21 protein-coding genes are annotated in these 16979 nt (G+C 66.1%); 13 read left to right on the forward strand and 8 right to left on the reverse strand.

What is annotated here, in order from left to right; all coding sequences use genetic code 11:
- The first annotated feature begins 19 nt into the window (after positions 1–19).
- Positions 20–973: an ABC transporter substrate-binding protein gene (locus P1K30_RS19265; protein ID WP_275634408.1), complete on the forward strand. Its 954-nt coding sequence runs from the start codon at positions 20–22 to the stop codon at positions 971–973.
- A gap of 72 nt (positions 974–1045) precedes the next feature.
- Here P1K30_RS19265 and P1K30_RS19270 read toward each other — a convergent pair whose 3' ends face one another.
- Positions 1046–1876, reverse strand: coding sequence for an amidohydrolase family protein (locus P1K30_RS19270; RefSeq protein ID WP_275634409.1), 831 nt, complete (start codon positions 1874–1876; stop codon positions 1046–1048).
- Positions 1877–1944: 68 nt separating this feature from the next.
- Positions 1945–2841, reverse strand: coding sequence for a LysR family transcriptional regulator (locus P1K30_RS19275; RefSeq protein ID WP_275634410.1), 897 nt, complete (start codon positions 2839–2841; stop codon positions 1945–1947).
- Positions 2842–2961: 120 nt separating this feature from the next.
- Between P1K30_RS19275 and ygiD the strand changes: the two genes are divergently transcribed.
- The 5 genes from ygiD (at position 2962) to P1K30_RS19300 (ending at position 7227) form a co-directional block, all read left to right on the forward strand.
- The gene (gene ygiD, locus P1K30_RS19280) at positions 2962–3780 is read left to right on the forward strand and encodes a 4,5-DOPA-extradiol-dioxygenase (RefSeq protein ID WP_275634411.1); all 819 of its coding nucleotides are present in this window, start codon (positions 2962–2964) and stop codon (positions 3778–3780) included.
- 22 nt (positions 3781–3802) lie between these two features.
- On the forward strand, positions 3803–4756 hold the full coding sequence (locus tag P1K30_RS19285; protein WP_275634412.1) for a glutathione S-transferase family protein: 954 nt from the start codon (positions 3803–3805) through the stop codon (positions 4754–4756).
- A 250-nt stretch (positions 4757–5006) separates the two neighbouring features.
- A complete protein-coding gene (locus P1K30_RS19290; RefSeq protein ID WP_275634413.1) occupies positions 5007–5252 on the forward strand; it encodes a (2Fe-2S)-binding protein in 246 nt (81 codons plus the stop codon).
- Positions 5253–5384: 132 nt separating this feature from the next.
- Positions 5385–5873 carry a bacterioferritin gene (gene bfr, locus P1K30_RS19295; RefSeq protein ID WP_275634414.1) on the forward strand — a complete coding sequence of 163 codons (489 nt, stop codon included), beginning with the start codon at positions 5385–5387 and terminating at the stop codon, positions 5871–5873.
- 91 nt (positions 5874–5964) lie between these two features.
- On the forward strand, positions 5965–7227 hold the full coding sequence (locus P1K30_RS19300; protein ID WP_275634415.1) for a 3-deoxy-D-manno-octulosonic acid transferase: 1263 nt from the start codon (positions 5965–5967) through the stop codon (positions 7225–7227).
- Positions 7228–7318: 91 nt separating this feature from the next.
- Here P1K30_RS19300 and rpoH read toward each other — a convergent pair whose 3' ends face one another.
- Together rpoH and P1K30_RS19310 are read right to left on the reverse strand one after the other, a co-directional pair.
- Positions 7319–8221 (reverse strand): RNA polymerase sigma factor RpoH, encoded by a 903-nt coding sequence (gene rpoH / locus P1K30_RS19305; RefSeq protein ID WP_275634416.1) that lies wholly within the window; start codon positions 8219–8221, stop codon positions 7319–7321.
- 145 nt (positions 8222–8366) lie between these two features.
- The gene (locus P1K30_RS19310) at positions 8367–9413 is read right to left on the reverse strand and encodes an RluA family pseudouridine synthase (protein ID WP_275634417.1); all 1047 of its coding nucleotides are present in this window, start codon (positions 9411–9413) and stop codon (positions 8367–8369) included.
- Here P1K30_RS19310 and P1K30_RS19315 point away from each other — a divergent pair.
- On the forward strand, positions 9412–9726 hold the full coding sequence (locus tag P1K30_RS19315) for a DUF6476 family protein (protein WP_275634418.1): 315 nt from the start codon (positions 9412–9414) through the stop codon (positions 9724–9726). The genes P1K30_RS19310 and P1K30_RS19315 overlap by 2 nt on opposite strands.
- A 31-nt stretch (positions 9727–9757) precedes the next feature.
- Here the strand turns inward: P1K30_RS19315 and P1K30_RS19320 are convergent, their stop codons facing one another.
- A complete protein-coding gene (locus tag P1K30_RS19320) occupies positions 9758–10345 on the reverse strand; it encodes a TetR/AcrR family transcriptional regulator (RefSeq protein ID WP_275634419.1) in 588 nt (195 codons plus the stop codon).
- A 190-nt stretch (positions 10346–10535) separates the two neighbouring features.
- Here P1K30_RS19320 and P1K30_RS19325 point away from each other — a divergent pair, with 190 nt between their 5' ends.
- On the forward strand, positions 10536–10832 hold the full coding sequence (locus P1K30_RS19325) for a hypothetical protein (RefSeq protein WP_275634420.1): 297 nt from the start codon (positions 10536–10538) through the stop codon (positions 10830–10832).
- 13 nt (positions 10833–10845) lie between these two features.
- Here P1K30_RS19325 and P1K30_RS19330 read toward each other — a convergent pair whose 3' ends face one another.
- On the reverse strand, positions 10846–11271 hold the full coding sequence (locus P1K30_RS19330) for an acyl-CoA thioesterase (protein WP_275634421.1): 426 nt from the start codon (positions 11269–11271) through the stop codon (positions 10846–10848).
- A 177-nt stretch (positions 11272–11448) separates the two neighbouring features.
- On the opposite strand from P1K30_RS19330, the gene P1K30_RS19335 reads away from it, so the two are divergent.
- Positions 11449–11886 (forward strand): paraquat-inducible protein A, encoded by a 438-nt coding sequence (locus P1K30_RS19335; protein WP_275634422.1) that lies wholly within the window; start codon positions 11449–11451, stop codon positions 11884–11886.
- A gap of 108 nt (positions 11887–11994) precedes the next feature.
- Complete coding sequence (locus P1K30_RS19340; RefSeq protein WP_275634507.1) at positions 11995–12342, forward strand: YigZ family protein; 348 nt, start codon at positions 11995–11997, stop codon at positions 12340–12342.
- Here P1K30_RS19340 and P1K30_RS19345 read toward each other — a convergent pair.
- Positions 12339–13466 carry an FAD-dependent monooxygenase gene (locus P1K30_RS19345; RefSeq protein ID WP_275634423.1) on the reverse strand — a complete coding sequence of 376 codons (1128 nt, stop codon included), beginning with the start codon at positions 13464–13466 and terminating at the stop codon, positions 12339–12341. The genes P1K30_RS19340 and P1K30_RS19345 overlap by 4 nt on opposite strands.
- A gap of 94 nt (positions 13467–13560) precedes the next feature.
- Positions 13561–13983, reverse strand: a complete 423-nt coding sequence (dksA, locus tag P1K30_RS19350) for an RNA polymerase-binding protein DksA (RefSeq protein WP_275634508.1) — start codon at positions 13981–13983, stop codon at positions 13561–13563.
- A gap of 184 nt (positions 13984–14167) precedes the next feature.
- On the opposite strand from dksA, the gene P1K30_RS19355 reads away from it, so the two are divergent.
- The 3 genes from P1K30_RS19355 (at position 14168) to P1K30_RS19365 (ending at position 16978) form a co-directional block, all read left to right on the forward strand.
- Entirely contained in the window at positions 14168–15007 is an 840-nt protein-coding gene (locus tag P1K30_RS19355) for an AAA family ATPase (RefSeq protein WP_275634424.1), read from the forward strand.
- 125 nt (positions 15008–15132) lie between these two features.
- A complete protein-coding gene (locus P1K30_RS19360) occupies positions 15133–15597 on the forward strand; it encodes a GNAT family N-acetyltransferase (RefSeq protein ID WP_275634425.1) in 465 nt (154 codons plus the stop codon).
- A 4-nt stretch (positions 15598–15601) separates the two neighbouring features.
- A complete protein-coding gene (locus P1K30_RS19365) occupies positions 15602–16978 on the forward strand; it encodes a DUF2927 domain-containing protein (protein ID WP_275634426.1) in 1377 nt (458 codons plus the stop codon).
- Position 16979 lies beyond the last annotated feature (1 nt).

Below are 16979 nucleotides of genomic sequence, written 5' to 3' on the forward strand. Positions count from 1 at the left end.
AAACACTGGGAGGAAAGATATGAAACGCAGGACATTGCTTAAGGGGGCCGCCGTCGGCCTGGCACTTGCATCCGGACCGGCGCTGGCACAGGACGACAGCTACACCATCGGTGTCGCCATCCCGTCCGCCACGCACGGCTTCATGGGCGGGCTGAACTATCACGCGCAGGCGTCGATCGAGCGGCTGGAAGCGACCTATCCGCAGCTTGAGTTCGTGCTGGCGACCGCCGGTGACGCGGGCAAGATGGTCAACGACATCGAAGACATGGTCGCCACGCGCGGCATCGATGCGCTGGTCGTGCTGCCCTTCGAATCCGAGCCGCTGACCTCGCCTGTGCAGGCGGTCAAGGAACAGGGCATCTGGGTCACCGTGGTCGACCGCGGCCTGTCGGTGCCCGGCATCGAGGACCTGTATGTCGCGGGCGACAACCCCGGCTTTGGCCGTGTCGCGGGCGAGTACTTTGCCGAGAACCTGAACGAGGGCGACAACATCGTCGTTCTGCGCGGCATCCCGACAACGCTGGACAACGAGCGCGTGGACGCCTTCACCGCCGCCATCGACGGATCCGGCATCAACGTGCTGGACATGCAGCACGGCAACTGGAACCGGGACGACGCGTTCAACGTGATGCAGGACTTCCTGTCCAAGTACGACGACATCGACGCTGTCTGGGCGGCGGACGATGACATGGCCGTGGGCGTTCTGGAAGCCATCGACCAAGCGGGCCGCAACGAAGAGATGTGGGTCGTCGGTGGCGCCGGGATGAAAGAGATCATCAAGCGCATCATGGACGAAGACCCGATGCTGCCGGTCAACGTGACCTATCCGCCCGCGCAGATCGCCACCGCGATCGAACTGACGGCGCTGGGTCTGGTGTCGTCGACACCCGTATCGGGCCGGTTCATCATCGGCAGCCAGATGATCACGCCGGAAAACGCGGAATCCTTCTACTTCCCGGACAGCCCGTTCTGATCTTCTGCTGAGCATTGCCAACAGGCCCGGACGGAAACGTCCGGGCCTTTTTCATTCGGCGACCCGACGGCCCTAACCCCAGAACATCCGCTCCGCCGTCCGCCGGAACACCTTTTCGCGGGCGGCATCGTCGGGCAGGCTCTGGGCGGCAAGGGTCAGAAGCGGGCCATAGTCCACCCGCTCGGGCACCCGCAGGAACGGCCAGTCGGACCCCCAGACGCAGCGGTCGGGGGTATAGGCCGCCAGCAGGTCCGCAACGAAGGGCGCCGCTGTCTCGAACGGCCACGGGAACGGCGCGAACTTGTGGTGGCCCGACAGCTTGATTACCGTATCCGGGGCGCGATCCGCCAGCGCCAGCAGCGCCCGGAACGCCGTGCTGTCGCGGCCGGCCGACAGGTCGGGGCGCCCGCAGTGGTCGATGGCAAGCCGCACCGGGGCGTTCCCCAGCAGATCGAGCGCCTCGAAGATGCCGTCGCCCTCGAATTGGATGTCCAGCACAAGGTCAAGATCGACCAGCATCTCGGTGACGTGGGCGAACGCCTTGTAGTACCCGGCCGGATGAAACGGCAGGTTATAGGCGACCCCGGCCACGCCCCCCGCCTTCAACGCCGCAAGCTGGTCGTGCGTCACATCCGGCCCGACCACCGCGATGCCGCGCCAGTCCATGCCCGACCTTTGGATCGCGTCCAGCATCGCGCTGTTGTCGGTGCCATAGCCCGACGACGGCTGCACCAGCAGCGCGCGGGTCACGCCGTTTGCGTCGAACACCGCGCGCATCTGGTGAAGCGTCCCGATCTCCTGCCCCTCGGGGAGGTAGGGCGTGCCCTCGCCATAGGGGAACCGCTGTGGATCCAGCAGGTGCAGGTGGCAGTCGATCTTCGGTTCGAGAAGCGGATGCGGCATCGGGCGTTCCTTTCGGCGGTCGGGGGCAGAGGTTTCACCGGACGCACCGGGGCGCAACCCGGTTTCGGTCACAGGACCCCGGCGCGTTTCACATCCGCCACCGCGAAGTCGATCAGCGCCCGCACCTTGCGCGGCAGCGCGTTGCCCGACAGGTATACCGCGTTCAGCGGGTGCGTGGCCGTCCGGTAGTCCGCCAGCAGCCGCACCAGCCGCCCGTCCTGCAACGCGCGGCCCAGCACGAACTCGGGACAAAAGGCGATACCCTGCCCGTCCAGCGCCAGATCGCACGCGGCGCGCGCGCTGTTGACCATGAACCGGGCCGCGACGGGAACGCTTATCTCTTCGTCCGTCGCCTCGAACGTCCACCGCCGCCCGTCGCGCCGGTTCGTGTCGCCAATGCAGGCGTGGTCGGGCAGATCGCGCGGATGCTCCGGCGTCCCCGCCCCGGCAAGATAGTCGGGCGATGCCACGACAAGGCTGCGGATCTCGCCCAGCCGGCGGGCCTTCAGCGACGAGACAGCGGGGTCGCCGATGCGGAACGCAAGGTCGATGCCGTCGGTGGCAAGGTCGCTGTACCCGTCGCTCAGCCGCAGATCGACGACCAGATCGGGATGCGGGTCGGCGAACCGGCTGAGCATCCCGGCGACGTAGACCTCTCCGAAGGTCACCGGCGCGGACACGCGGATCGTGCCGGCCAGTCCACGGGAATCCTCGCGCACCGCGGACAGCATGTCGTCAAGATCCTCCAGCAGCGACGGCGCGCGTTGCAGCAGATCTTCGCCCGCCGGGGTCAGCCCCACCCGCCGCGTGGTGCGCTGCAACAGGCGCAGGCCAAGACGTGTTTCAAGCTCGGCCACGTATTTCGACGTCAGCCGGTTCGACACGCCCAGCCGTTCCGCTGCGCCGGTGAACGACCCGGTCTGCGCCGTGGCCACGAAGGCGCGAAGCCCGTCGATCAGGTCCATGCCGCCCCAATTAGGAATGAAACGTTGTAGGTCATTCCACATCATTACCATTTCATTGACAAACGACAATCCGCATATTCCGGACAACGCACCCGGACAGACCGGAAGAAAGGACACGCCATGAGCATCGCGCACGATCTGCAATCGCTGAAGGACAGCCTGAAGGCGTCCGACCGTTTGCCGGTGGTCTTCCTCGGCCACGGCTCTCCGATGAACGCTATCGAGGACAACGACTATTCCCGCAGCTGGGCCGAGCTGGGCCGCACCCTGCCCCGCCCGCAGGCGATCCTTGTCGTCTCGGCGCACTGGATGACGCGGGGCACCACGCTGGTGAACGTCTCGCGCATGCCGAAGACGATCCACGACTTCTACGGCTTCCCGCAGGAACTGTTCGCGCAGCAGTACCCCGCCCCCGGCGCGCCCGACACGGCGCAAGAGGTGGTGTCGCTGCTGGCCAGCCACCACGCCGAAGGCGACGAGACCTGGGGTCTCGACCACGGCGCGTGGTCGGTGCTGAAATGGCTGTACCCCGACGCCGACGTGCCGGTGTTCCAGCTGTCGATCGACATGACCAAGGATCTGGCGCATCACCTTGAGATCGGCCGCGCCATCGCGGACCTGCGCAACCGGGGCGTCCTGATCCTTGGGTCGGGCAACGTGGTGCACAACCTTGGCGCCCTGCGCTGGGGCGGCAAGCCGCACGACTGGGCGATCGAATTCGACCGCCACTTCGCCGACATGCTGGGCAACCGCAACCTTGCCGCCGTGGCCGACCGGACCGCGCTTGGTCCCTTGCTTCAGGTCGCGCACCCCTCGCTGGACCACTACCTGCCGTCGCTGACGGTGGCCGGGGCGTCGGATGACAAGGACCAGCTGACCTTCATGAACGAAAGCATCGACATCGGGTCCGTCTCGATGCGCAGCTTCGTCTTCCACTAATTTCCGCAGGAAAGGACATCCCATGCTCGTCGATGGAGTTTGGACAAAGGACTGGGACCCGGTCCAGAAATCGGACGACAAGGGCCGGTTCGTGCGGCAGGTCTCGTCCTTCCGCAACTGGATCACCCCGGACGGCAGCCCCGGCCCGACCGGCGAAGGCGGCTTTCCGGCCGAGGCCGGGCGCTATCGCCTGTACGTCGCCTATATCTGCCCGTGGGCATCGCGCACCCTGATGGTCCGCGCCCTGAAGGGGCTAGAGGACATCATCCCCGTCACCGTGGTGAACCCGGCGCTGACCGGACAGGGCTGGCGGTTCGGCGGGTACGACAAGGCGGACGAGGACCCGCTGCACGGCGCGACCTACATGCACGAGCTGTACACCCGCGCCGATCCGCAATTCACGGGCCGGGCCACGGTTCCGGTGCTGTGGGACATGAAGCGCGACGTGATGGTGAACAACGAAAGCGCCGACATCGTGCGGATGCTGGACACCGCGTTCGAGGGCCTCGTGCCGTCGGACCTGCGCCTGTACCCGGCGGATCTGGCCGAAGAGATCGACGCGCTGAACCCCCGGATCTACGACGCGCTGAACAACGGCGTCTACAAGGCTGGCTTCGCCACCTCGCAGGCCGCGTATGACGAGGCGGTCGATGGCGTGTTCGCGATGCTGGACGAACTGGAGGACCGGCTGACCGGCGACTACCTGTTCGGGGACCGGCTGACCGAGCCGGACATCCGCACCTTCGTGACGCTGATCCGCTTCGACGCGGCCTATCACGGCGTGTTCAAGTGCAACCGCCGCCAGATCGCCGACTATCCGCGGCTGTGGGCCTACACCAAGCGCATCCTTGCCCTGCCCGGCATTCGCGCGACGGTGAACATGGATCACATCACGCGCGGATATTACTCGATCAAGGCGCTGAACCCGAACGGCATCCGCCCCACCGGCCCGAAGCACGTTCTGGAGCTCCTGTAGAAGCCTCTGACCTGCCCCAGGCAGGACCAACATCTAATACCGAGCGCGACTTAGTTCCCTCCCCCTTGCAGGGGGAGGGTTAGGGAGGGGGCAACCCCCGGAAGGGTCAGGCAGGGGGCGCCCCCCGAGCCATCCAATCACAATCTCGCATCACCGTGATCCGGCCCTCGCCGACACGGCCATTGACTTATCCGACACTTTCACTCAGTTTCTGCCGCAAGACCCAGAAAGACGCGCCGGGAGACGTCCGTTGATCATCTGCCACTGCCAGAACATTTCCGACGATGACATCCACTCGGCAATCGACTGGATGCGTGCCTCGGACCCCGATACGCTGATCACGCCCGGCAAGATCTATCGCGCGCTTGGCAAGGCGGCGGACTGCGGCGGCTGCCTGCCACTGTTCATGAACACGATGGCCGGAAACGAAAATCTCGAAGTCCCGGCCAACCTGCGCGGCCTGCGTTTCAAAGCCAAATCGGTACGCCAAGGCTGATCGGGCCCGGACCGCTGCCGCCCTGCCCCTTCCGGCGCGCTGAATTTTTCCAAGCTGCGCCCAAGTCAAACTTGGAATCCTTCTAAGCGAGGACTACTCTTGGTGGATAGCATTCACCAAGGGGTCCGTTCCATGAAGGGCGACGCAAAAGTCATCGAATATCTCAACCGGGCGCTGCGGGCCGAGCTGACGGCCGTCAGCCAGTATTGGCTGCACTTCCGCCTGCAGGCCGATTGGGGCCTTGCCCACATGGCCAAGAAAAGCCGCGAGGAAAGCATCGAAGAGATGCATCACGCCGACAAGCTGATCGACCGGATCATCTTCCTTGAGGGCCACCCGAACCTTCAGAAACTCGACCCCCTGCGCATCGGCCAGACCCCGAAGGAAACGCTGGAAGCCGACCTTGCCGCCGAACTCGAAGCCGTGGCCCTATATAAAGAAGCCCGCGCCTACTGCGAAAGCGTCGGCGACTACGTGTCGAAAAACATGTTCGAGGCGCTGCTGACCGACGAGGAAGGCCACGTCGACTTCCTTGAGACGCAACTTGACCTGTTCGAGCGCGTGGGCCCCGAGCAATACGCCCAGCTGAACGCGGGCAAGATGGACGACGGCGAGGAATAATTCTCTTCGCCACGCACCACCCGAACCCGGCGCCCGGACAGGCCGCCGGGTTTTTCTTTGCCCGCCCGCGCCCGCGTGGCATAGCGCGATGATGCCGATGCTTCTGTACCGCTGCCTGCTGACCCTGTTGTCCCCCGTCCTTTTGGGCGGTGCGCTGCTGCGCGTCCTGCGCGGGCGCGAAACATGGGCCGACCTGTCGCAGCGGCTGGGTGGCGGCGCCCCCGCGACTTCTGGTGCGATCTGGCTGCACGGCGCGTCGAATGGCGAACTCGCATCGGCCCGGGGGCTGCTGAGTGCACTGCGCGCGGCACGGCCCGACCTGCCGATCGTCGTGACCGCGAACACCGTGACGGGGCGCGCGCTGGCGCGGGGGTGGGATTTTCCCGGCGTGACCGCCTGCCTTGCACCGCTGGATTTCCGCTGGGCGCTTGCCCGCTTTCGCCGCCGCACCCGCCCCGCCCTGCTGATCGTGATGGAAAACGAGCTTTGGCCGAACCGGATCGTCACCGCGCCGATGCCCGTCGCCTGCATCGGCGGGCGCATGTCCGCGCGCAGCTTCTCGACATGGCAGCGGGCGCCGCGCCTTGCCGCGACGCTGATGCGCCGCCTGTCGTTCCTGAGCGCGCAGGATGACCAATCGGCCCGCCATTTCGCGGCACTGGGTCTGCCCGCCAGCGCGCAAGGTCCGACCGGCACGCTGAAATCCGGCGTGGACCTGCCGCAGCCGGACGCCGACACGCTGGCCGCGCTGACGCCCCTGTTCCCCCGGCCTGACACGCTGCTGGTCGCCTCGACCCACGAGGGCGAGGAACGCACCGTGCTGGACGGCTTCACCGCCGCGCGTGCCGACCGGCCGGACCTGAAGATGATCCTTGCGCCGCGCCATCCCGCCCGTGGCGACGAGGTCGCGCAGATCGCCCGCGCCACCGGCTTGACCGTCGCGCGCCGCAGTGCCGGGGAACAGCCGACGCCCGACACCGACATCTACCTTGCCGACACGCTGGGAGAGATGCCGCTGTGGTATCGCCTTGCCGGGATGACCTTCGTGGCAGGCTCTTTCGCGCCCAAGGGCGGGCACACGCCGTTCGAACCCGCCGCCGCCGGGTCGGCCATCCTGCACGGCCCCGACATCGCGAACTTTCGCGATGCCTATACCGCGCTGGACACGGGCGGCGGGGCTGTCGCGGTCAGCGACCCCGACGAACTGCGTGCTGCGCTGGTGCAGCTTGCGGGCGATGCCACGGCGCAGGACGCGCTGGCCGCCCGGGCGAGGGAATTTCTGGCCGGGCTTGGGGACAGTGCCGCACTGGTCGAAACGCTGGTGGCCCGGCTCGTTTCTCTGACCAAAGCCTGACGGACCCGGTCGCACGCAAAGCGCCCCGACAAACAAAGACGCCCGGAACAGGCGTCCGGGCGTCGTGAATATCAGCGTTGGAACGTGCGGATCAGGCCGGCTGACCGCCCATCACACCCTTCTCGCGGGCAAGATCCTTCATCCGCTTTTGCAGCTTCTCGAAGGCGCGCACCTCGATCTGGCGGATACGCTCGCGGCTGACGCCGTACTGGCCCGACAGGTCTTCCAGCGTCACGGCCTGATCCTGCAGGCGGCGCTGGGTCAGGATGTCCTGCTCGCGTTCGTTCAGAACCTCAAGGGCTTCGGCCATCAGCTCGCGCCGGACCTCCAGCTCGTTCTTTTCCTCGTAGCTGCCGGCTTGGTCGGCGTCTTCGTCTTCCAGCCAGTCCTGCCACTCGGTCGCGCTGTCGCCTTCCGAGCCGACCATCGCGTTCAGGCTTGCGTCGCCACCGGACATCCGGCGGTTCATCGAGATCACCTCGTCCTCGGTCACGCCAAGGTCGGTCGCGATCCGCGCCACCTTGTCGGGGTGCAGGTCGCCATCCTCAAGCGCGCCGATGCGGGCCTTCGCCTTGCGGAGGTTGAAAAACAGCTTCTTTTGCGCCGACGTCGTGCCAAGCTTCACAAGGCTCCACGACCGCAGGATGTATTCCTGAATCGCGGCACGAATCCACCACATGGCATAGGTCGCAAGGCGGAAGCCCTTTTCAGGGTCGAACCGCTTGACCGCCTGCATCAGGCCGACGTTGGCTTCCGAGATCACCTCGGCCTGCGGGAGGCCGTAGCCGCGGTATCCCATCGCGATCTTCGCGGCGAGCCGCAGGTGAGACGTCACCAGCTTGTGGGCGGCGCCGGTATCCTCGCGCTCGACCCAGGCTTTCGCCAGCATGTATTCCTCTTCCGGTTCCAGCATCGGGAACTTGCGGATTTCCTGCAAATACCGGTTCAGCCCCTGTTCCGGGGACGGCGCTGGAAGAGACGTGTAATTGCTCATTTGCATCCCTCTTGGCGCCCGAATGTTTCGGGCCTTAACATCTATCTAGGCATCGTCACGTCACCGTTCAAGATGACGCGGTACTCGACAGGTGGTACGCAAGATGTGCAGATTTCCGTCGCGCATCCAGCGATGTCATCAAATCTCACGCCTTCGTGTCACGGGAAGAAGCCCCGAGCGCGCGCAGCAGTTCCATCAAATCGGCGGGAAGATCCGCCTCAAACCTTAAGAAATCGTTCGTTTCGGGGTGAATAAACCCCAATGTCGCAGCATGAAGCGCCTGCCGCGGGAACGCCGCCGCGGCCTCGGCGGCGCCCTCGGGCAACATGCGTCCGGGCAGCTTGCGGCGACCGCCATAGACGGGATCGCCGATCAGCGCATGACCGGCATGTGCCATGTGCACGCGGATCTGGTGGGTCCGCCCGGTTTCCAGCCAGCATTCCATCAGCGCGGCGGCCGGGGGCTGACCCAGCCGTTCGACGACGCGCGCCCGCGTCACCGCGTGCTTGCCATTCTGGAACACCACCGCCTGCTTCTGGCGGTCGGTGCGGTGGCGCGCCACCTGCGTGGTCAGTTTCAGAACGCCGCCGTCCTCGAAACTGACGCCGCGGATGCCGCGCAGGCGCGGGTCGGCCTTGTCGGGCACACCGTAGACAACCGCCAGATAGTGACGTTCGACCGAATGCTTTTCGAACTGCGCCGCAAGCGAATGATGCGCGCGGTCGGTCTTGGCGGCGACCAGCAGGCCGCTGGTGTCCTTGTCGATCCGGTGCACGATACCGGGCCGCGCGACACCGCCGACGCCGGACAGGCTGTCGCCGCAATGGGCCAGCAGCGCGTTCACCAGCGTCCCCGCCGGGCTGCCGGGCGCGGGGTGGACGACCATGCCCGCAGGCTTGTTGACCACGATCAGGCTGTCGTCCTCATAGACGACGTCCAGCGCGATATCTTCGGGGGTCATGTCGGTTTCGGCCGCGGCCTCGATCACCAACTCATAGACCTGCCCCTCGGACGGTTTCGCCTTGGCGTCGGTCACCGCCGCGCCCTCTAGCAGAACAGCGCCATCCGCCAGCATCTTCGCAAGACGCGACCGGCTGAGGGCGGCGGCCTCTGGCACGTCGCGGGCCAGTGCCTTATCAAGGCGCGGCGGCGGATCGGAGGCGATCGTCACCAGCAGACGAGAGGCGGACATGGAAGAAACTCCGGAACAGGCGATCATGGACTCGCGGTCGCTCAAGCTTCTGCGGACGCTCGTGACCGTGCTGATGGTGGTAATGATCTGCGGGTTCATAGTGCTGATCGCGTTCCTTGTCACCCGCTTCCCCGAACGCGACGGCCCGGTGCTGCCCGAGGCGGTTGTCCTGCCCGACGGCACCCGTGCCGAGGCGGTCACGCTGGGGCGCGGCTGGGCCGCGATCGTGACCGATGACGACCGCATCCTGATCTTCGATCCCGCCACCGGCGCCCTGCGCCAAGAGGTGGCCATTGAAACCGGCGCCGAATGATCCTGCCCCACGCGGATCGGCGATTTCGGGCTCAGGCTCCGACCGCGCGCCGCACCATGTTCCAGTAGATCCGTTCCACACGCTCGCGGCTTAGCCGTCCGCCGTCGCGATACCAGCCGCTGACGCCGGTCAGCATCGCCAGCACCGCCTTCGCGGCAAGGTTGGCATCCGGCACCCGCATCTTGTCCGCGGCGCTGCCGTCCTGAAGGATCGCGACCAGTTCCGCCTCGTACTGGTCGCGCAGGCCGGCGATCACCCTGAAGTTCTCGGGCGTGAGGTTGCGCAGTTCCATGTTGGACAGGAACACGCTTTCAGGACAGTCGAGATGGGTGCGGATGTGGAACCGGACAAAGCTTTCCAGTCGGCCCACCGGCCCCTCGCCTCGTGGTTCGGCGTCCCACGCCACCAGCAGACTTTCCATGTTCTCGTGCAGCAAATCGAACAGCAGCGATTGTTTATCGGGGATGTGCAGGTACAACGCCCCGGCCTGAACCCCGACCTCGGCCGCGAGTTGCCGCATGGAAACAGCAGCATAGCCGTCCCGGGCGAAAAGGAACCGGGCCGCATCCCTGATGCGCGCAGCGGTATTGCTTGCGCCATTGGCGACAGTTCTTGTCATGACAAAATATTTATTCCAAAAATAACCTCTCACAACGTCATATGAGATTTCATCTGATACAGATACGCCAAATTGCTGCAAAACGGCCTACCGGGGCATCAAATAGCGCCCGGATCATGGTTCAAAGGGCGCCGACACGGCCCCTGCAGCACGGTTCTACCACGGCCTAAGCGAGGGGAGTCTGCCCGCCATGCGCCCTGTCGTCCTGATCCTGCCGTTGTGCGTTGCGCTGTCGGCCTGCGCCGACTGGCCCGATCTGGACCATGCCGTGTCGCCCGAGGCACGGCGGTCGGACTATCCGGTGCTGGTGCCCCTCAACGAGGTGCTGGACCGGCGCGGACTGGCCCGCAGCGATGCCACCGACGGAGAGATCCTTGCCGCCCGCGCCGCGAACCTGCGCGCCCGCGCGGCGTTGCTGCGGGGCGTGGCGGTGGATGACGACACCCGCCTGCGGCTGACCCCCAGACTGCGGCGGCTGGGCGGCTGACGCCGGCGCGGTCCTAGTCGTCCCCGACAAAGACCGCCTGCGCGGCGGCGCGGATGTCGTCGGGAACCGGCTCTGATTTTCGCGTCACAAGGTTCATCAAGGCACACCGAAACCGCGTCTCGAAACAGATCTGCCGCCCGTCGGCCCGGAACAGGCGGTGACGGAAGGTCATCGACTTGCCGCCGATCGCGGCGATGCCGCTTTCCATGAAGATCGTCTCGCCCGCGTGAACCTCGGACCGGAAATCGCTGTCGGCATGGACCACCGCGAAGGACATCCGGCGCCCCTCGCGCATGTCGCGGGCGGTGAGGCCGAATTCGCCCTGCAGCGCGAAGCCCGCGTCCGAACAGGCCGCGAAGTAGCGCGACACGTTCATGTGGCCCAGCGCGTCGCAATGCGACGGGTCGACCGCTGCCTTGTAGGAAAGGAACCATCCCATGTCCGCGTCCTCCTGCATCCGCGCTTCCCGGTTCCGTGCAATCCTAGACGAGCCACGCGGGAAGGGCAGCCCCAATTGCCGTCCGATTGGCCCTTGTCACGCGGGGCTCCGTGGCGTTTCTGCACGACAGGGGCGCGTCCGCGCCCCGGCTTTCGGTCCGGCACGGGAGAAACCGACGTGGCGCTGCGCCTTCTGAACCTGTCGCTTCTGGTGTTGTTCCCCATCGCATGGTTCGCTCCGCTGATGCGCGCGGGCCTGCTGCCGCTGTTCGGACTGTCCGAGATCTCGGTCATCTCGGGATTGCAGTCGCTGTGGGGATCGGACGTGTTTCTGGCGCTGCTGGTCACCCTTTTCGCGCTGGTCGCGCCCTATGTGAAGACTGTCGGGCTGGCGTTGGTGCAGTTCGACCTTGCCTCGCCCCGCCTGTTGCCCGCGCTGACACTGGCGGGAAAGCTGGCGATGGCGGACGTATTCCTGATCGCCCTGTATATCGTCGTCGTGAAGGGCGTCGGGATGGCCACGGTTGAAACGGCCTGGGGCCTGTACCTGTTCACCGCCTGCATCCTCGGGTCGCTGGCGCTGTCTGTCCTTACGGCGCGAGGCCTGCGCGGCTGAAACGTTGAGGGGGCTCTGCCCCCGGCCGCCTTCGGCGCCCTCCCCCGAGGTATTTCGCAAGAGAAGAAGCGGGTGGCGTTTTTGCCGGGTCCGGGGTACCGCGGGCGGATGCTGGTGCTGGAGAACATCATCTCGGACCGCGGGTCGAAATACGCCGTTTCCGGCGGGCCCTGCGCATCCGAAGACGACGCGAAAGCCTTCGTGAAAGAGCTGCTGCGCCGCAAGAAGTTCGCCAAGGCGACGCATCATTCGTGGGGCTTGCTGACGGCGGACGGGCCGGTGAAGAACGACGACGGCGAGTCCGGCGCCGGAATGGTCATTCTGCGAATGCTGGAGCGCGAGGGGCTGACCGACCACGTGATCGTGGTGACGCGCTGGTATGGCGGCAAGCATCTGGGCGGCGACCGGTTCCGCCATGTGCAGGACGCAGTGCGGATCTATCTTGCGGAACTTTAGCCTGTCGTGACGTCGTGGCCATACAGCCAGTCGAACCGGCGCAGCGGCATCGCCGGGGCCAGCGCGCCGCCCAGCCGCAGCACCGTATGCGCCGCAAGGCGCACCGCCGGGTTGCTCAGGTGGAAGTTGCGGGAGTTGGCGTTGGCCGCCGCGATGGCGCGGCTCACGCGCGGGCGGCGGCGGGCCTGATACAGCGCCAGCGCCTCGTCCGGCGGCAGGGCGTTCAGGCAGTCGGCCAGCACCCATGCGTCTTCCAGCGCCATGTTGGCGCCCTGCGCGAGGAAGGGCAGCGTCGGGTGGGCCGCATCGCCCAGAAGCGCCCAAGCGTCGGAATGCCACGTCGCGGCGACGGGGTGGCGGAACAGGCCCCAGACGTGGGTTTCCGACACCTTGTCCAGCCAGCCGCGCACCTCTGGTGCGAAGCCTGCGAAGGCGCGGCGCAGGTTGTCGGGATCGTCGGGGTGCGACCAGCCTTCCCGGGTCCAGTCCTGCCGTTCCTCGACCGCGACGATGTTCCGCAAGCCGTTGCCCAGCGGATAGGTCACCAGATGCCGTCCCGGCCCCATGTAGACGCAGGATTCCGGCGGCGCCTCGTCCGCGATTACCGCCCGCCACGCGGCCTGGCCGGTGAAGAACGGCGTTTCGGGGCCGTTCAGCGTGGCGCGCATCTGCGAATGGATGCCCTCGGCGCCGATGCGCAGCATCTCGCCCGGCAGCGGATCGTCAGAGGGCTGCACCTCGGCGCCGAGCTGGATCTCGGCGCCTGCGTCCCGCGCGGCATCGGCCAGAAGCTCGATCAGCCGGGCGCGGTGGATCAGCACGAAGGGATGGCCGGCGGCGTTGTACGAGGAGAGGTCCATCCGCAGGACCGGCGCGCCGCGGCGGTAATCGCGAAGCTGCACGGCGCGGCTGACCACGCCGGCGGCGCGCAACGCGTCGCCCAGCCCCAGCCCGGCCAGCACGGCGGCGCCGTTGGGTGAGACCTGCAGACCCGCCCCGACCTCGCGGATCGCGGAGGCGCGTTCCAGAACGGTGACCTGCGCCCCGCGCCGGGCCAAGGCGACCGCTGCGGCAAGGCCGCCGATACCAGCACCGATCACGGTAATCCGCTGTCCGATCAGCATGCCGGGTTCTCCTTCGCTGGTCCGCCCTGCCCCGCAACGAAAAACACCGGGGACAAGCCCCGGTGTCGTTCAGCCTGCGCTGTCGCGCAAGGGATCAATCGTCGCGGTGGACCTTCTCGCGACGTTCGTGACGCTCTTGCGCCTCGAGGCTCATGGTAGCGATCGGGCGGGCGTCGAGCCGCTTGAGCGAGATCGGTTCGCCCGTCACTTCGCAGTAGCCGTATTCGCCATTCTCGATCCGCCGCAGCGCGGCGTCGATCTTCGCGACCAGTTTGCGCTGGCGATCGCGGGTGCGAAGTTCCAGCGCGCGGTCGGTTTCCTCACTGGCCCGGTCGGCGATGTCCGGAACAGCACGGGCGCTGTCCTGCAGCCCCTCGATGGTGTTTTTGCTGTCACCCATAAGGTCCGCTTTCCAGGTAAACAGCTTTCGTCTGAAATATTCGAGCTGCCGCTCGTTCATGAAAGGTTCGTCTTCGGCTGGCGTATAATCGTCCGACAGAAAGGTCTCGGCCTTCATTCGATTTTTCCCTGCTTGGCCGGACAGGTCGATGTCGCGCGTCATCGGCATCCGGCACCCTCCTTATGGCGCCCGTCTATAACATGCCGTTAGTGATGTCACGCACGAATGCGCCAGCTTGCACGAACCGTTGCCGGACGGTAAGGAAACGTGAACAACCGGCTTCAGCGGATTGAAATCCGATATGAAATTCACTGGCACCGAGACTTACGTAGCGACAGCTGATCTGACGGTCGCCGTGAACGCGGCCGTGACGCTGGAGCGTCCGCTGCTGGTGAAGGGAGAGCCCGGAACCGGCAAAACGGAGCTGGCCCGGCAGGTGGCCGCGTCGCTGGGTCTGCCGATCATCGAATGGCACGTCAAATCGACGACCCGGGCACAGCAGGGCTTGTACGAGTACGATGCCGTTTCCCGCTTGCGTGACAGCCAGTTGGGCGATGAACGCGTGAACGATGTGCGCAACTACATCCGCCGCGGCAAGCTGTGGGACGCCTTCGTGTCAGAGGGCCGCAGCGTCCTACTGATCGACGAGATCGACAAGGCCGATATCGAGTTTCCGAACGACTTGCTGCAGGAACTCGACCGGATGGAATTCCACGTCTACGAAACCGGCGAGACCGTGCGGGCGCAGCGACGTCCGATCGTGATCATCACCTCGAACAACGAGAAGGAATTGCCCGACGCCTTCCTACGGCGGTGCTTTTTCCACTACATCAGCTTTCCCGACATGGAAACGATGCGCCGGATCGTCGACGTTCATTTTCCGGACATCCGGGAGTCGCTTCTGACCGCCGCGCTGACCCGATTCTACGAGATTCGGGACATGAGCGGCCTGAAGAAGAAACCGTCAACCTCGGAAGTGCTCGATTGGCTCAAGCTGCTGCTGGCCGAGGACCTGTCGGCAGAGGACCTGCGCGCGCCGGGCAAGGACGCCCTGCCCCGCCTGCACGGGGCGCTTTTGAAGAACGAACAGGACGTCCATCTGTTCGAGCGGCTGGCGTTCATGGCGCGCGGCGGGCGCTGACCGCTGCTCTGCAATCGTCCGCTCACGGACAGGTCCTGCCGTTGCGTCGCGTTGATCTGCCGACCCCTAACACGTTATGACTGTTAAGGTTCTGCACCAATCCGCGATGCCCGGAGGCCCCATCCATGACAACCGCCAGCACCCCCGCGTCCCTGACCATCCGCCCGGTCGAGGCGCGCGACCGCGACGACTGGCAGCGTCTTTGGACCGCCTACCTGACGTTCTACGAGTCCAGCGTTCCGGCCGAAGTGTACGACGTTTCCTTCACGCGGCTATTGGGCAACGATCCACACGATTTCCACGGCCTGCTTGCCGAGGTTGATGGAAAGCCATGCGGGCTGGTGCACTATCTTTACCATCGCCACATGTGGAAAACCGAGAACGTGTGCTACCTGCAGGACCTATACGCCGACCCCGACGTGCGCGGGCGCGGTGTCGGACGGGCGCTGATCGAAGCGGTCTATGCCGCTGCCGACGCGGCCGGGGCGCCGACGGTCTACTGGCTGACGCAGGAGTTCAACACCGAGGCGCGTCGGCTGTACGACCGCATCGGCACGCTCACGCCGTTCATCAAGTACAACAGGGCCTAGGCTGATGCGCATTCTTCTTCTGATCCTTGCGGCGCTGACGCTTGCCGCCTGCGGCGCACCGCCGCCGCCGGATACGCCGACCCGGCGGATCACCCTGCCCACCGCGCAACCGCTGCCGCCGATGAAGACTTTCGCGGTGCCCAAGGTCAGCCCGCCGGGCCAGTCGAACACCGCGATCGCGCGCGACTTTCTGGACCTGTCCTTCGCCCTTGAAAGCGGACGGCAGCTGCCGGTTCTGACGCGGTTCGAGGGGCCGATCTCGGTTCGCATCACCGGCAACGCTCCGGCCAGCGTTGGCCCGGATCTGGCCCGGCTGCTCAGCCGCCTGCGCCGCGAGGCCGGGATCTCGATCACGCAGGTGCCGCCGGATCAGCCCGCCTCGATCACGATCGAGGTGATGGCGCGCAGCGAACTGCAAAGATACGTGCCGCAGGCCGCCTGTTTCGTGGTGCCGCGTCTGTCCAGTTGGGAAGAGTTCAAGCGCCTGCGCCGCACCGATGCGGTCGACTGGACCACCCTGCAGACCCGCGAGCGCATGTCGATCTTCCTGCCCGGCGACGTCAGCCCGCAAGAGGCCCGCGACTGCCTGCATGAGGAGCTGGCGCAGGCGCTGGGGCCGCTGAACGACCTGTACCGGCTGGGCGACAGCGTGTTCAACGACGACAACTTCCACGCCGTCCTGACCGGCTTCGACATGCTGATCCTGCGGGCTTACTACCACCCGTCGTTGCAGTCGGGCATGACGCGCGAACAGGTCGCGGCGCGGCTGCCCGCGATCCTTGCCCAGCTGAACCCGCGCGGACAGGGCATTGCCGACACCCTGCCCTCGCGCACGCCGCGTGCGTGGATCGAGGCCATCGAAGAGGCGCTAGGCCCGCGGACCAGCGACGCGCGGCGTCAGGCCGCCGCCAAGCGCGCGGTCTCGATCGCCCGCCAGCAGGGCTGGACCGACAACCGCATGGCCTTCTCGCTGTTCGCACTGGGGCGGCTGGCCCTGTCCGGCGAATCCGACATCGCGCTGGCCTCGTTCCTGCAGGCCGGGGTGCTGTACAAGTCGCGCCCCGAGACCCAGCTTCAGGCCGCGCATGTCTCGATGCAGCTGGCGGCGTTCGCGCTTAGCTCGGGTCAGGCGGACACGGCGATCCAGATGGTCGACGAAAGCCTGGGCATCGTCGTGCAGGCCGAGAACGCCGCGCTTTTGTCGACGTTGCTGATGATCAAGGCCGAAGCGCTCGAGGTGCAGGGACGCGTCGTCGAAGCGCAGGCGGTACGTCGTGACAGTCTGGGCTGGGCACGGTATGGCTTCGGCTCGGACGACTCTGTCCGGGCGCGGCTTTCGGAAATTGCCGCGCTGAGTTCACGGGTGAAAGCAGCAGGTTAGC

Source organism: Psychromarinibacter halotolerans (assembly GCF_029168315.1).
In the GTDB taxonomy this organism is placed as follows: domain Bacteria; phylum Pseudomonadota; class Alphaproteobacteria; order Rhodobacterales; family Rhodobacteraceae; genus Psychromarinibacter; species Psychromarinibacter halotolerans.

Excerpts from the sequence above, each read along its gene's own strand:
- P1K30_RS19340 (WP_275634507.1), top strand. The coding sequence starts at position 11,995 with ATGCTGGTGCTGGAGAACATCATCTCGGACCGCGGGTCGAAATACGCC.
- ygiD (WP_275634411.1), top strand. The coding sequence starts at position 2,962 with ATGAGCATCGCGCACGATCTGCAATCGCTGAAGGACAGCCTGAAGGCG.
- bfr (WP_275634414.1), top strand. The coding sequence starts at position 5,385 with ATGAAGGGCGACGCAAAAGTCATCGAATATCTCAACCGGGCGCTGCGG.
- P1K30_RS19320 (WP_275634419.1), bottom strand. The coding sequence starts at position 10,345 with ATGACAAGAACTGTCGCCAATGGCGCAAGCAATACCGCTGCGCGCATC.
- P1K30_RS19315 (WP_275634418.1), top strand. The coding sequence starts at position 9,412 with ATGGAAGAAACTCCGGAACAGGCGATCATGGACTCGCGGTCGCTCAAG.
- P1K30_RS19265 (WP_275634408.1), top strand. The coding sequence starts at position 20 with ATGAAACGCAGGACATTGCTTAAGGGGGCCGCCGTCGGCCTGGCACTT.
- P1K30_RS19300 (WP_275634415.1), top strand. The coding sequence starts at position 5,965 with ATGCCGATGCTTCTGTACCGCTGCCTGCTGACCCTGTTGTCCCCCGTC.
- P1K30_RS19360 (WP_275634425.1), top strand. The coding sequence starts at position 15,133 with ATGACAACCGCCAGCACCCCCGCGTCCCTGACCATCCGCCCGGTCGAG.
- dksA (WP_275634508.1), bottom strand. The coding sequence starts at position 13,983 with ATGAAGGCCGAGACCTTTCTGTCGGACGATTATACGCCAGCCGAAGAC.
- rpoH (WP_275634416.1), bottom strand. The coding sequence starts at position 8,221 with ATGAGCAATTACACGTCTCTTCCAGCGCCGTCCCCGGAACAGGGGCTG.
- P1K30_RS19345 (WP_275634423.1), bottom strand. The coding sequence starts at position 13,466 with ATGCTGATCGGACAGCGGATTACCGTGATCGGTGCTGGTATCGGCGGC.
- P1K30_RS19275 (WP_275634410.1), bottom strand. The coding sequence starts at position 2,841 with ATGGACCTGATCGACGGGCTTCGCGCCTTCGTGGCCACGGCGCAGACC.
- P1K30_RS19355 (WP_275634424.1), top strand. The coding sequence starts at position 14,168 with ATGAAATTCACTGGCACCGAGACTTACGTAGCGACAGCTGATCTGACG.
- P1K30_RS19310 (WP_275634417.1), bottom strand. The coding sequence starts at position 9,413 with ATGTCCGCCTCTCGTCTGCTGGTGACGATCGCCTCCGATCCGCCGCCG.
- P1K30_RS19285 (WP_275634412.1), top strand. The coding sequence starts at position 3,803 with ATGCTCGTCGATGGAGTTTGGACAAAGGACTGGGACCCGGTCCAGAAA.
- P1K30_RS19365 (WP_275634426.1), top strand. The coding sequence starts at position 15,602 with ATGCGCATTCTTCTTCTGATCCTTGCGGCGCTGACGCTTGCCGCCTGC.
- P1K30_RS19325 (WP_275634420.1), top strand. The coding sequence starts at position 10,536 with ATGCGCCCTGTCGTCCTGATCCTGCCGTTGTGCGTTGCGCTGTCGGCC.
- P1K30_RS19270 (WP_275634409.1), bottom strand. The coding sequence starts at position 1,876 with ATGCCGCATCCGCTTCTCGAACCGAAGATCGACTGCCACCTGCACCTG.
- P1K30_RS19330 (WP_275634421.1), bottom strand. The coding sequence starts at position 11,271 with ATGGGATGGTTCCTTTCCTACAAGGCAGCGGTCGACCCGTCGCATTGC.